The organism is Pseudoalteromonas umbrosa (assembly GCF_030125375.1).
Lineage (GTDB): Bacteria > Pseudomonadota > Gammaproteobacteria > Enterobacterales > Alteromonadaceae > Pseudoalteromonas > Pseudoalteromonas umbrosa.
This window is the reverse complement of sequence record NZ_JASJUU010000004.1, coordinates 537,863-550,293: the sequence shown is the minus strand read 5'-3', so window position 1 is coordinate 550,293 and position 12,431 is coordinate 537,863. Positions and strand designations below refer to the sequence as shown.

The following is a 12,431-nucleotide window of genomic DNA, read 5'->3' as shown; positions in this document are numbered from 1 at the left end:
CCGTCCGCCGCTCGTCATCTTCTAGCAAGCTAGAAATGTTACCGCTCGACTTGCATGTGTTAGGCCTGCCGCCAGCGTTCAATCTGAGCCATGATCAAACTCTTCAATTAAAAGTTTTTTGTTTGAAGTAAACTTCAAACCATGCTCAATGAATTCTGATTTTGTTTGTTTCTACTTTTAAAAAAGTAAAATCAAAACGAATTGACTGTTATAGTCACTCAGTTACATTTGAGACTCTAATTCTTTTGCTCCTGAATCAAGAGCTGTTAGAACTCAATCTGTACGAGTGCCCACACAGATGATTGCTTCATATTTTTAAAGAACAATGTAACTAACCCTTGGTTAGCTACCGCAGCCTTGCTGCGAAGTGGAGCGCTATATTAACCGCTTCACTTTTAAAGTCAACCAGAAAATTTAATTTATTTTCAATTAAGCTTTCAGTTTGGCTTTAACCTTCACTTTGCTTCTTGCTTTTGTGCGTGTTGCTCCGTGTCAGTGGGTGCGCATTATAGGGAGATTTGAGATTAGCACAAGGGCTTTTTAGAATTAATCGTGGTCAACGCGTTCAATCGAACAAAGAAACAGCAAAAAGGGGGATGTTTAGACAAAACGGCCTAAAAGTAGCAAGCCGTACACACAAAAGGGTACGGCTTTAAAGAAATCAGATGAACACTTGATTAAAACTTGTACTCAATACCAAGACCTAAGTAATCTTCTTCCGTTCCTGCATCTTCATCAACTGAAGAATAGAAGGCATATAGTTTTGCAGCTTTCGCAAGCTTATGGTCAATACCAATGCTAATACCATCTACATCTTTTGATGCAGCAGCATCGTAGTCAATCATTTGATACTGAATCTTAACTGTGTTTGCACCGAAACTATATGCAGCATTTAATAGGAAACCATCAGCCGTTCCTGTTCCGTCAACTTTTTCCTGCTTTTGATACATAGCACCAAGTTTTAAATCGTCAGTTGCTTTATACTGACCAGATAAACGTAATGCATCATAACCTTTCACTTCACTATCACCAGCAAGCGCAACATAGAATTTAGACTTCTTGAGCTTTGAATCACCATATGTAAGCGCACCAGAGTAGCCATTTTCGCCATCAGTACCATCTTCTGCGATAAACGTACCTAGGACCTTAAAACCATTATAACTTGCAGATTTAAAGAAAAGTGAATCACCTAAGCGATTTTCACCTTTCCAGATATTTTTAATATCCGCTTCTAAGTCATTAAATTGATCGAGCTTACCTTGAGAAAGTTTAAAGGCGGTATCATTACGACCTATCGCAACTTCACCATACTTGCCTTTTAAACCAACATATTGGTTACGAGCTGTAATATTGTCATCATCCCCTTTTGAGTCAGCATCTGATACATCAACTTGGAATTCTAACTTGTAAATTACTTCCAGCCCTGAGTCTAACTTTTCAGAACCTTTAAAACCAAAACGTGAAGCATTGCTTTTCACTTCAGTAAATGAGCCTTCCCCTTCATCAGAAGATTGTACAGATAGGTTTGCTTTACCATATACATCAACATCGGCATAAGCGTTCAAAGATAAACCACTAAGAATCGAAAGTAGTAATGCTGATTTGGTCAGTTTCATGTGTATTTCCTCAATATCGCAACACGTAATTTATTAGACAGGCGCAGTCTGCCAGTACTAAGTGACAGAAATATTACACACAAAATAAAAATGACATTTTATTGAAACTGAAAATTCAGCTTTGTGTCATAAATAGGTAACCTCAAGTAAAACACTAAATTGAGTTTACTCTGCAATCGAAGCTAATAGATTTACGACCGTTTCTATGTGCTTTAACTGCTCATTCCCTTTATGATATGCAACATAAACATCACGAAAGCTACACTCTACAGATTCAACAAAAAACAGCTGTTGTTTTTGTATAAAGTCTGCCGCGAGTATCTTAGGTAAAAATGCTGAACCACCACACTGCAAAATAAGCTCTAGGGCAATACGACCAGTACTGGTACGGAAATAAGGAGGCACAGCCCCTCCATATTGCTTGGTATGCCAAAGAGAAAATGCATTCCCCCAGTCAACATACACGTACTGTTTGCCAAAAAAGTCATCTCTATTTGTATATTTAAAAGTACTGACTGGAATTATAGACAAATTTTTAACTTGTCTAACGATTAATTCATCTACCTTTGGTGGATCAAATAGCACCGCAATATCCAAAGCTCGTTCTAACAGCAAGCGGACACTCTCTTGCTGTGCTTTTACGTCTGCTACAAAAGATACATCTGGCATTGATGAGACAATTTGGTTAATACCAAAATGCAGATAGGCATCCCATACATTAGGAGCACCAGAAAGGGAAAGGTGTTGTTGACTATTACTGGCCAATGCAACATCCAATTTTGCTCTATGCATAGCAGTTAAAATCACCTTTGCGTGGTTTAACAGCCTCTCTCCCGGCTCCGTTAGCTGAATGTTATTACGTTGACGCACGAACAAATCAACACCTAAGCTTTGTTCTAACTGTCTAATTCTAAAGCTCACTGCAGATTGCGTAATATACAAGTTTTCTGCTGCACGCCCAAAATGACGAGTTTGTGAAACTTCAACAAAAGTTTTTAATAGTTCCTTATCCATTCTCCTACCTTTCAATAAAAAATATTCGTTTAAAAAAGCAGCTTTGTTGGTTCATACTTTTTCAAACAATGTGAGGAAAACATCATGGATATGACTATAGCTGAATTAAAAGAAGCTTTTGCTGCACCTAAGCCCTTTTATGATGATACAAACTTCCCCCGGGGGTTTTCTAGAAGTGGACACTTTACATTACTGGAGTCTGAGCTGTTGCAACAACACGGGTACCTCCTTCTGCAATTACATCGGCAAAAGTTGGAGCCCATAAACGCCACTCAACAGCAATTTATCAATACCTTTCTCAATCAGCACCCCCCCTCCAATCGAATTGAAAGAGTTTGGGCGAAATATTTAGACTTAACTACACGTAAACAAAAGGTACATACTTTGAGTATTCAGAAACCTCTTTCCAATACTCAAAACAAAAGCGAACAACAAGAAGTTGAAGTTAGCCTTGAGTAACTTTAATTAAAAATACACATGCTCTGCTAGAATTAGTAATACTACTGTTTGTTAGTAGAGTTTCTGACAAATGCTTATTTAAATTTAAATCTACTAATATGAATCTGAATTTCTTCATTGCTTTTTTGACACTTTCAGTTAAAACTGAAGTAAAGAAAAGCTCTTAAGGTTGTGCATGTGTTGAGAAAAGTGCTGATAATAGAAGACACACCAACTATCGCAAAAGTCCAAAAACACATCGCAAGTTCAGTGGGGTATGATGTTGATGTGGCTACGACTTTGGAAAGTGCCAAACGGCTCATCAACGATCACAATTATTTTTGTGCAGTGGTGGATTTTGTATTGCCCGATGCAGCGAATGGCGAAGCAATCCCATACACAGTCAAAGCAAATATTCCAACAATTGTCATGACGGGAAATCTTGAATCAAGCACCCGGGATACAGTTGATAAGTACCCAGTTATTGATTACATCACCAAAGAAAACAAACAAGCCTATCAATATTTAAAAAGACAACTACAACGGTTACCCCGGAACGAGCAAGTGAAAGTACTTGTTGTTGATGATTCAGCAGCTACCAGAAGACATATTAGCTCATTACTACAAAGGCATAAATATCAAGTATATGTCGCTGAAGATGGCATAAAAGCGCTAGCAACATTAAATGATCACCCTGATATCGACGTTATTATTACCGATAATGAGATGCCTAATATGCGCGGAGAAGAACTCTGTGCAGAAATTAGGCGCCTATACAGTAATGATGATAAAGCAATCATTGGTATCTCAGGTACAGACAATGCCTACTTATCTGCACGTTTTTTGAAAAGCGGCGCAAATGACTATTTGCGTAAGCCTTTTAACCCCGAAGAGTTTTACTGCCGACTAAGCCAAAACGTCGACATGTTAGAAAACATAGCCACAATTAGGCGTCAAGCCAACACGGATTATTTAACCCAATTACCTAACAGACGATACTTTTTTGAACACGCTAGCAAACAATTAACTATGAACAGCCGTCAAAATCACGGCTGTATGTTAGCTATGGTCGACATTGACTTCTTCAAAAAAATAAATGATCAGCATGGGCATGATGCTGGTGATAAAGTACTGCAATCTATTGGTGAATGTTTTGAGAAATTTTTTGAGCACGATTTATATGCGAGATTGGGTGGAGAGGAGTTTGCCGTGTTATTTCGCTCACAAGACAGTGAAAAAAATACTCAACAGTTAGAGCAGTTCAGATTGTTTTTAGAAAAAAACAGCAGTTCTTTAACGCCTTACCACATTCCATTTACCGTCTCAATTGGCGTTGCAGACAAAGTAATCGAAAGTATTGACCCCTTAATAAAAATTGCTGACGAAAAGTTATATGTAGCGAAAGAATCTGGGCGAAATCAAATAGCCTTCTAATAACTAGTGTAAATTAGAAGGCCAAATATTAAGAAAAGTCTATTTCATAGCTGAGCTTTTCAGCTTACTTGCTTTCCACGAATCAAAACTAAAGAGTAACAACGCCCCCCAGATAAAAGCAAAAGTCACCGCTCTTTCCATATCAAATGATTCACCATAAAAAACAACTGCTAGCATAAGCATTAAACTTGGTCCGATATACTGGAAAAAGCCCAGAGTAGAGTATGGCAGCCTTTTTGCCGCGGCTGTGAAGCTAAGTAGTGGCAATGTCGTTACTACGCCTGCAGCAATAAGTAGCAAGTTTAACTCTAAGCTATTGATAAACATATCACTTGTCGGGCTAGGCATCATAACAAACCAATAAATAGCTGCTATTGGGAGTAGAATAGCTGATTCAATCAACAGTCCTGGTAAGGACTCCACTGCCATTTTTTTCCTTAAGAGGCCATATATTGCAAAAGAGCATGCCAGCGAAAAAGCAATATAAGGGAAAGACCCAAAGCTAATCAATTGCACCAAGACTCCCGTAGACGCAAGCAATACAGCAACCTTTTGAGCAGCTCTTAACCTTTCGGATAAAAATAGCATGCCAAGAAAAACATTTAATAGAGGGTTAATATAGTAACCTAAGCTTGCATCAAGCATGTAACCGTTATTAACCGCCCATATGAACAATCCCCAGTTAAAGCCAAGTAACAATGCTGTAACTGTAAGCATCATTAAGAGCTTAGGCTTAACCAAGATACTACGCACTTTACGCCAATTATTTCGAAGCCCTATTACAACCAAAACAAAAAGAACGGACCATACGACACGGTGCACAAGGATTTCGAGCGCGTCAACTTGCTCAATAGACTTAAAATAGATAGGTGCTAAGCCCCACATAATAAAGGCGAGTGTTGCATATATATAGCCTTGCTTCGCCTGAGAATCACCAGTCATTTCACTTCCCCAATTACCACCCATATGCGATGAAGGCGAGCATTATACAGATATAAAGAGGTATCACCATGTTGGTTTAAAATTAACACCAACTAAGTAAGCATTGCGTTCTTTACAATGGTGTATCGTTCTCCTGCCATCAAAACTCCTTCTGTACCTTTTGACATAAACATCCCTCAATTAGATTTGATTAAAAGTCCCGCAAGCCGACTTAAGAATAATCATAAAAGGAAGACAATTACACTAAAACACTCTAAAATGCGCGCAATGGAAACGCTAGCAACTCAACAATCGTTAACGCCCAAATCGGTGCTGAAAGAATATTTCGGTTACACAACATTCCGTGCGGGGCAACAAGAAACTATCGAAGCATGCCTCAGCGGGCGTGATAGTTTGGTATTACTTCCAACTGGTGGGGGTAAATCTCTTTGCTATCAAGTTCCAGCACTTATGTTGCAAGGGATAACGATTGTAATCTCCCCTCTAATTTCTCTTATGCAAGACCAAGTAGCTCAACTACAGGCACAAGGTATTGCCGCGGAGTTTGTGAATAACAGTGTTGAGTGGCAGCAGCAGCAACAAATCTATCACCGGCTTCATGCAGGTGAAATAAAACTGCTCTATGTTGCCCCCGAAAAGGTACTACAGAGAGAGTTTTTAGAACGATTAAGCAGCTTGCCCTTAGCATTGTTCGCTATTGATGAGGCGCACTGCGTATCACATTGGGGACATGACTTCAGGCCGCATTATTGTAGGCTTAATGAATTAAAGCAAGCATTCCCAACCGTTCCAACTATGGCATTAACTGCAACTGCAGATATGGCAACGAGAAATGACATAGTACAGCAACTGCAATTAAACAGCCCTTTTATCCATACCGGCAGTTTTGACCGCCCAAATATACGCTACACAATTGAAGAAAAGTTCAAACCACTTTCTCAGCTAATGCGATATTTAAAAACTCAGAAAGGTCAGAGCGGGATCATTTATTGCTCTAGCCGAAGACGAGTAGATGAAATCGCTGAAAAACTGTCTGAGGGTGGATTTAACGCTGCAGCGTATCATGCAGGCATGGACAATGAACAACGTCAATTTGTACAAAATGCATTTGCGCGAGACGATATACAAATAGTGGTAGCAACAGTTGCATTTGGCATGGGGATCAACAAACCCAATGTACGGTTCGTCCTGCACTACGATATTCCCAAAAGCATAGAGTCTTATTATCAAGAGACTGGACGAGCAGGCAGAGATGGACTTGCAGCAGAAGCCATCATGTATTTTGACCCTGCTGATATCGGTCGAGTTAGACGTTTCTTCGAAGATATCCCTGATGAGCAACGCCGAAAAGTCGAACAACAAAGATTTAATGCCATGGCTAACTTCGCTGAAGCGCAAACTTGCCGTCGACAGATATTATTAAATTATTTTAGTGAATATCAGAGAGAGCCCTGTGGTAACTGTGATATTTGTTTGAATCCACCCAAACACTTTGACGCCACCATCGTTGCACAAAAGGCTTTATCTTGCGTATACCGTGCGGAACAACGTTTTGGATTAGGCTATATTGTGGACTTATTGCGTGGCGCTAACACCGCGCGGATCCGTGATAACCAGCACCACAATTTAAGTACATATGGAATTGGTAAAGATCAGAGCAACGAATATTGGCTTAGTGTGCTAAGACAGCTTATACACCACGGCTTATTGTCCCAAGACATTACGCAAGGCGCGACTTTAAAGCTTACAGAAGCAGCCAGAGCAGTATTGAAAGGCGAGTATGCACTAAACTTGGCAGAACCTAGGTTACAAGCCAGCCACGTATATCAAGATAAACTCGCTCAATTTAATTATGATAGGAAACTCTTTGCTAAACTTCGCAGCTTACGCAAAGAATTGGCAGATCAGGATGATGTGCCGCCTTATGTTGTATTTAATGATAAAACACTTGCAGAAATGGCCCAGAAAATGCCAACTGACGACAGTGACTTCTTAAAAGTTTCAGGTGTTGGCTTTACCAAGCTCACTAAATATGGCGCCCCATTTATGCAATTGATCCGCAATTATTTAGCCGCGGAATAAGCAGAGGAACGCATGACAAATATCATTCAACTAGACGATGAAAATACCTTACAAGTTATACCCAGTTTGTTTCCGGATAGTGATGATTTTCAATTATGGGGAAGTATTTTCTTAGCGATTGATAAGTTGAAAACCATAGAGTTTAACGAAGGTGCTGATCGCCATCAATGGCGCTTTACTTATTTACAACAATCATTCTCTCTCAACTTTGAGTACTATAGCGAAAGCATTTGGATCACGCCGGAGGGCGCAGCTGCAACCCAACTTTTACCTAGCCTACTTGAGCATTTTTGTTTGAATTTACAACAATAAGATAGACTTGCCTAAGCAGGTATGCCTAACATAAGCCATACTGATAATAACAGTGGCTTTAGGCATATTTATGGTGAAATTTAGGTTTTTCTTTTTTCTTTTTTTAATAAACTCTGCATCGAGTGCAGCCATAACGGTCGCGGCACATCGGCACTCGACGTCAGAGAGTCACTGTAAAACACAAAAAAAAGCACCACATAGCTATAGTTTAGAGCTCAGCTCTGAGTATTCCTTACCAAATAAAAAAAATGCCAAGATCAGTGCCATTGAGCTTCATCAACTCAATGTCTTCGACACTTCATTACCAGAAGAAGACAACGCCTTATTTCGATTTGCAAATAGAGCACATATAACAACCAAACCTGATGTAATTAAAAGTGTCTTATTATTTAGCGAACACAGCGACTATGATCCGCAACTTTTAATCGAGTCTGAACGATTACTTCGGCAGCAATCTTATCTGTATGATGCGAGAGTTTTTGCTGAAGAAGACTGCAATGGAAATATAATAGTTACTGTGGTGACACGTGACCTTTGGACTCTGTTACCTGATCTAAGCTTTAGCCGCAGTGGCGGTGAAAACTCAAGTCGCATAGGCTTTAGAGAAAGTAACCTATTTGGCTATGGCAAGCGATTATCATTAACACACATAGAAGATGCAGACCGAAGCGGCTACTTATTTGTATACGATGACCCAAATATATTATCTTCTAGATACAGAGGAAGGCTAGAGTATTCGGATAATGATGACGGGGAACGCCATCATATTGGTGTTAACTATCCATTTTTCTCAACACATACACCAAAAAGCTATGGTTTTTTTAATTATGGTAACAAACGTATTGAACCTCTATATGAAAATGGAGAAACTGTTTCTGAGTTTGAACAAGATTCGCAAGTTAGCCAAGTTTATTATGGTATTGGTAAAGCAATGCATACGAATTGGACACGCAGAATCATTTTTGGCTACCGAGAACAACAAGATGCATTCAGACAAATAAAAGAAACTAAACTACCGATTGCAGAGCAGCGCAAACTCAGTTACCCCTACTTTCAAGTGCAGTGGCTACAAACAGAATACATTAAAGTCAGAAACTTTGACTCGATTTACCGCACTGAAGATTTGAATTTAGGCTGGAATATAAATACACAAATTGGTTACTCAGATGAGTCAATTAGCAATGACGATACAAGATGGGTGTTTAACACATCACTCAGCAAGACCCACCACACCAGCACAAAAAGCTTGCTCAGACTCAATTTTACTCTCGATGGATATTGGAACATTGAAAGTGATGAAGCTGAAAACCTTATCACACAGCTCAACATAGAATATCACCTTAATACAGGTAACTATCAATCTTGGTACACTCAACTAAACATCACTCACGGCAAGCACCTCACAGAAGATAAACAGTTAACACTCGGCGGTGAGACAGGCCTTAGAGGTTTCCCTGCTCGATATTTACAGGGTGATAGGCGCATCATTTTAAATATCGAAAAAAGGTACTATTGGGAATATGACCTATTCCAACTATTTAAAGTTGGAGGTGCCGCGTATTTTGATATCGGCCGTGTCGATGGAAAAACTTTATTTAATGCTAACCATAAGTTTCATAAAAACATTGGGTTTGGTATACGAATGGCACCGAGCAGAGCAAACTCAGGCTTAGTCTTGCATTTAGATTTAGCAGCCCCCATAGACAAACCAGAAGGAGTTGATAACTTGCAGTGGCATTTTACGGTAAAAAATCGATTTTAAGATCAAGAAAATAGATATGTTTGAAATCTACTGGCGCTCTCGACAGGGATCGAACCTGTAACTTAGCTTCCGGAGAGCCACGTGATATCCATTTCACCACGAGAGCACAGTACTTTAAGCGTCTCCATGATAATCACATCTCCATTGAAATACCAGCTTCGATGCGTTCGTATGCCTATTTATTAAACTAAATATGAAAAAACATTACTAACTACGCCAAAAGTCATATATTTAGCTATGATTAAAGTTCAAAAATAATAAATGTAATTAGATCTTAGTAGCGAAGCTACCAACATCATCTTGAGGATTTGTATTATGACCCCTATGACCACTGAGCAAGTTGCTGAATTTTTAAGTGTAAAAGTGGAGCGTGTAAGGCGCCTGGCAAGAGAAAACTTGCTCGTTGCCAAAGAACATGATGAAAATGGAGAGCCAATTTTTGACAAGGAAGATGTTGAAAAATATAAAGAGCTAGCCAAAAGGCTAGGCGGAATATAACGCATAATGCCTCGTTTAGCGTTCTCTTTACGAGGCACAATTTAAATTATGTCTATCACGCCATTTATTAAATTTCTTCTCTAATATAATAAACTCATCGCTCATTCCCCTCTCTTTATACCAAGCAATACAAAGCAGCAAATAAACGCCTATGTATGCATCGAGTTTATCCTTAGCATAGATCGGTACTGAAGCACTATTAACGGCGAAATAGCGTGATAGCATTTCTGATGATTGGCTAGTAGATAGCCCAAAGGAACAACTTAACGCCGCCAGGTCAAAAAATAGATCGTTTGCTTGAGCATATTCAAAATCAATAAAACGCGGGCCAGAAATAGTGTTTAAGACATTTTCTTCTACTAAGTCGTTATGACAGTAGCGTATATCGTTCGGAAACTGGTGCAACTGCTCAATTAAATACCCCCCAATCAGCGAGAGAGAGAGCCGCACCGACGCGTGTTTAACCTCAGCACACAAATCTAATGACTCTTCTTCGGCACAAGGGTAACTGTGAATTTCTATAAGTAAATCGATAATTTTACTTTGAAAATTAAGAGGTTTATCTACGATAGTTAGATACTCAAATACAGCAACATTCTCACTACCATCTATACATATCACTTTTTGGGTCAGCCCCTGCTGCGCAAAACTACTTTGCGCAGCCAGTGCAGCTAACGGGAGCTCTTTATCAAAGGCTTTCAGTAAAAATACGTTATTATCTACTTCACAATAGAAATTGAGGTTACTATACCCTTTATCTAGCTTGCGAATACGCGCAATATTTTGCCCAGGAAACAGTTTTCGCAATACGACCAATGCGCAGTTTAAATCAAAGTTGCGCAAGAGGTTTTCCTTCTCTATTGCTATGCTCTTCGTACCACTTCATATAACCCCAACAAGCCATAAAGGTATAAAAAACATATAAAGCAAGCGTTGGGTAATACCCTTTAAGGTAATAAAGGTACATTGATGCAGCATCAATAACGACCCAATACAGCCAATTTTCTAGGACTTTTTTGGCAACAAGGTAAGTTGTTACCACAGCAAAACAAGTCGTAAAGCTGTCCAAATAGGGTAAGTCAGCATGGGTATAATTGTCTGTCATATATCCCATAAATACCGCGATACAAGCCGTTACAATAATTATCTGCAAGTGTCGAAAGAATGACCAAGAGACTATTTTTGACTCAGTATTTTTATTCCCTGAGCGCCACATCCACCAACCGACAAAGGCCATAATTAAGTAGTAAAAATGTAGCAAAGACTCCATCAGTAAAGCACCATTCCAGTACATTATGGTGTATATGAATGTACTAAAAAAGGCGGCAGGCCAACACCAGATATTTTCTTTTATCGCCAATAGTAGATAGAGAATCGATAGTACAACTGCGAGATACTCCCAATTGGACATCGCAGTAAACCCAGTAAGTGTTTGAGTGATAAAGTCCATTATGCCTCGGGAGATAAGTCGCCAGAAATAAACTTACAAACAAAGATGCATTTACCAAACTGCTCAAACGATGCTTTCATTTCAGTCTGCATGACAGACATCACCACATCATAATCCCCAAAAACCTGCGTCGACATGGTATTTGTAATTACTTTTAAGTTTTCGTGTTGATTAAGACGCTCAATAAAAGATTTAATAAATGGAATATAATCAGAGTGAAGTGGGTACTTACTAATTTCAACAGAGAGTTTCATTGAGAATCCTAACTTTAAAAATCAAATTAAATTGCTCAGCAGTTTACATGTAAAAGCGTTACAGAGGAAAATTATCTCACCTTTTGCATATTCAAATTAGACGCATTTATCACAAAGCTTCTTGGAAAGTAGTTAATCCAGTCTTGTTGATAGATAATCAGCCCTTGCCGATTAAAACGCAGTGCTGTTGTAAAGCGCCATGGACCAAGGCTCTCCCCATCATAAACAAATGGGTTAAATTGACCACGTAAAACAACCGTTTGTTCTTCCACAGATATAATGGTTTGCTCAATGGAGATCGTTTTTTTCGAATCTAAAACCTTAATAGGCTCTTTATCCCAATTAAAAAAGCCCGCTAACTGGCGCTTATTCTGTACTTTATATCCATACATCATATCTTCAAGCACTACATTTTCAGCATAAAGCGATAAAAAGTACTGAAAATCAATTCGTGCTTGGTAGGCCTTAATGTAATCCTCAGTCAACTTTGTAAGCCTAGAATGATTGAGCTCTGTGGTTGTGCTAACACAACTCGTAAGCTGGAGCAGTAAAATTAAAAACACAATGCGTGCAAACAATTGCTTTCCCCTCTAGCATATTAATTACAATATTTAAGCATAAAAAAAGCG

At 39.0% G+C, this 12,431-nt stretch carries 13 protein-coding genes, 1 tRNA gene and 1 rRNA gene; 6 read left to right on the top strand and 9 right to left on the bottom strand.

Annotation, left to right across the window (positions count from 1 at the left end):
* From QNM16_RS17145 to QNM16_RS17135, 3 genes are all read right to left on the bottom strand, one after another.
* A 16S ribosomal RNA gene (locus tag QNM16_RS17145) occupies positions 1-110 on the bottom strand; the annotation flags it as partial.
* Positions 111-677: 567 nt separating this feature from the next.
* The gene (locus QNM16_RS17140) at positions 678-1,616 is read right to left on the bottom strand and encodes a porin (protein WP_284021624.1); all 939 of its coding nucleotides are present in this window, start codon (positions 1,614-1,616) and stop codon (positions 678-680) included.
* A gap of 165 nt (positions 1,617-1,781) precedes the next feature.
* Positions 1,782-2,630 carry a LysR family transcriptional regulator gene (locus QNM16_RS17135; protein ID WP_284021623.1) on the bottom strand — a complete coding sequence of 283 codons (849 nt, stop codon included), beginning with the start codon at positions 2,628-2,630 and terminating at the stop codon, positions 1,782-1,784.
* Positions 2,631-2,714: 84 nt separating this feature from the next.
* Here QNM16_RS17135 and QNM16_RS17130 point away from each other — a divergent pair, with 84 nt between their 5' ends.
* Positions 2,715-3,089, top strand: coding sequence for a MaoP family protein (locus tag QNM16_RS17130; RefSeq protein ID WP_284021622.1), 375 nt, complete (start codon positions 2,715-2,717; stop codon positions 3,087-3,089).
* A gap of 177 nt (positions 3,090-3,266) precedes the next feature.
* Positions 3,267-4,502 carry a response regulator gene (locus QNM16_RS17125; protein ID WP_237138418.1) on the top strand — a complete coding sequence of 412 codons (1,236 nt, stop codon included), beginning with the start codon at positions 3,267-3,269 and terminating at the stop codon, positions 4,500-4,502.
* 39 nt (positions 4,503-4,541) lie between these two features.
* Here QNM16_RS17125 and rarD read toward each other — a convergent pair whose 3' ends face one another.
* Positions 4,542-5,444: an EamA family transporter RarD gene (gene rarD / locus QNM16_RS17120; protein WP_284021621.1), complete on the bottom strand. Its 903-nt coding sequence runs from the start codon at positions 5,442-5,444 to the stop codon at positions 4,542-4,544.
* A gap of 258 nt (positions 5,445-5,702) precedes the next feature.
* On the opposite strand from rarD, the gene recQ reads away from it, so the two are divergent.
* From recQ to QNM16_RS17105, 3 genes are all read left to right on the top strand, one after another.
* Positions 5,703-7,526 (top strand): DNA helicase RecQ, encoded by a 1,824-nt coding sequence (gene recQ / locus QNM16_RS17115; protein ID WP_417710132.1) that lies wholly within the window; start codon positions 5,703-5,705, stop codon positions 7,524-7,526.
* A 12-nt stretch (positions 7,527-7,538) separates the two neighbouring features.
* The gene (locus QNM16_RS17110; RefSeq protein WP_284021619.1) at positions 7,539-7,838 is read left to right on the top strand and encodes a DUF3630 family protein; all 300 of its coding nucleotides are present in this window, start codon (positions 7,539-7,541) and stop codon (positions 7,836-7,838) included.
* Between the two features lie 70 nt (positions 7,839-7,908).
* Positions 7,909-9,600, top strand: coding sequence for a BamA/TamA family outer membrane protein (locus tag QNM16_RS17105; RefSeq protein ID WP_284021618.1), 1,692 nt, complete (start codon positions 7,909-7,911; stop codon positions 9,598-9,600).
* Positions 9,601-9,631: 31 nt separating this feature from the next.
* On the opposite strand, the gene QNM16_RS17100 is transcribed toward QNM16_RS17105, so the two are convergent.
* Positions 9,632-9,706: transfer RNA gene (locus QNM16_RS17100), tRNA-Arg, on the bottom strand.
* 209 nt (positions 9,707-9,915) lie between these two features.
* On the opposite strand from QNM16_RS17100, the gene QNM16_RS17095 reads away from it, so the two are divergent.
* Positions 9,916-10,098 carry a helix-turn-helix domain-containing protein gene (locus tag QNM16_RS17095; RefSeq protein WP_039611793.1) on the top strand — a complete coding sequence of 61 codons (183 nt, stop codon included), beginning with the start codon at positions 9,916-9,918 and terminating at the stop codon, positions 10,096-10,098.
* A gap of 27 nt (positions 10,099-10,125) precedes the next feature.
* Here QNM16_RS17095 and QNM16_RS17090 read toward each other — a convergent pair whose 3' ends face one another.
* From QNM16_RS17090 to QNM16_RS17075, 4 genes are all read right to left on the bottom strand, one after another.
* Positions 10,126-10,941: a phosphotransferase gene (locus QNM16_RS17090; protein WP_284021617.1), complete on the bottom strand. Its 816-nt coding sequence runs from the start codon at positions 10,939-10,941 to the stop codon at positions 10,126-10,128.
* Entirely contained in the window at positions 10,928-11,548 is a 621-nt protein-coding gene (pnuC, locus tag QNM16_RS17085; RefSeq protein ID WP_284021616.1) for a nicotinamide riboside transporter PnuC, read from the bottom strand. Before pnuC ends, QNM16_RS17090 begins: the two co-directional genes overlap by 14 nt.
* On the bottom strand, positions 11,548-11,802 hold the full coding sequence (locus QNM16_RS17080) for a hypothetical protein (RefSeq protein ID WP_284021615.1): 255 nt from the start codon (positions 11,800-11,802) through the stop codon (positions 11,548-11,550). The genes pnuC and QNM16_RS17080 overlap by 1 nt, the downstream gene beginning before the upstream one ends.
* A 71-nt stretch (positions 11,803-11,873) precedes the next feature.
* Positions 11,874-12,287: a nuclear transport factor 2-like protein gene (locus QNM16_RS17075; protein WP_284021614.1), complete on the bottom strand. Its 414-nt coding sequence runs from the start codon at positions 12,285-12,287 to the stop codon at positions 11,874-11,876.
* Between the last annotated feature and the right edge of the window lie 144 nt (positions 12,288-12,431).

Excerpts from the sequence above, each read along its gene's own strand:
- QNM16_RS17140 (WP_284021624.1), bottom strand. The coding sequence starts at position 1,616 with ATGAAACTGACCAAATCAGCATTACTACTTTCGATTCTTAGTGGTTTA.
- QNM16_RS17135 (WP_284021623.1), bottom strand. The coding sequence starts at position 2,630 with ATGGATAAGGAACTATTAAAAACTTTTGTTGAAGTTTCACAAACTCGT.
- QNM16_RS17130 (WP_284021622.1), top strand. The coding sequence starts at position 2,715 with ATGGATATGACTATAGCTGAATTAAAAGAAGCTTTTGCTGCACCTAAG.
- rarD (WP_284021621.1), bottom strand. The coding sequence starts at position 5,444 with ATGACTGGTGATTCTCAGGCGAAGCAAGGCTATATATATGCAACACTC.
- recQ (WP_417710132.1), top strand. The coding sequence starts at position 5,703 with ATGCGCGCAATGGAAACGCTAGCAACTCAACAATCGTTAACGCCCAAA.
- QNM16_RS17110 (WP_284021619.1), top strand. The coding sequence starts at position 7,539 with ATGACAAATATCATTCAACTAGACGATGAAAATACCTTACAAGTTATA.
- QNM16_RS17105 (WP_284021618.1), top strand. The coding sequence starts at position 7,909 with ATGGTGAAATTTAGGTTTTTCTTTTTTCTTTTTTTAATAAACTCTGCA.
- QNM16_RS17095 (WP_039611793.1), top strand. The coding sequence starts at position 9,916 with ATGACCCCTATGACCACTGAGCAAGTTGCTGAATTTTTAAGTGTAAAA.
- pnuC (WP_284021616.1), bottom strand. The coding sequence starts at position 11,548 with ATGGACTTTATCACTCAAACACTTACTGGGTTTACTGCGATGTCCAAT.
- QNM16_RS17080 (WP_284021615.1), bottom strand. The coding sequence starts at position 11,802 with ATGAAACTCTCTGTTGAAATTAGTAAGTACCCACTTCACTCTGATTAT.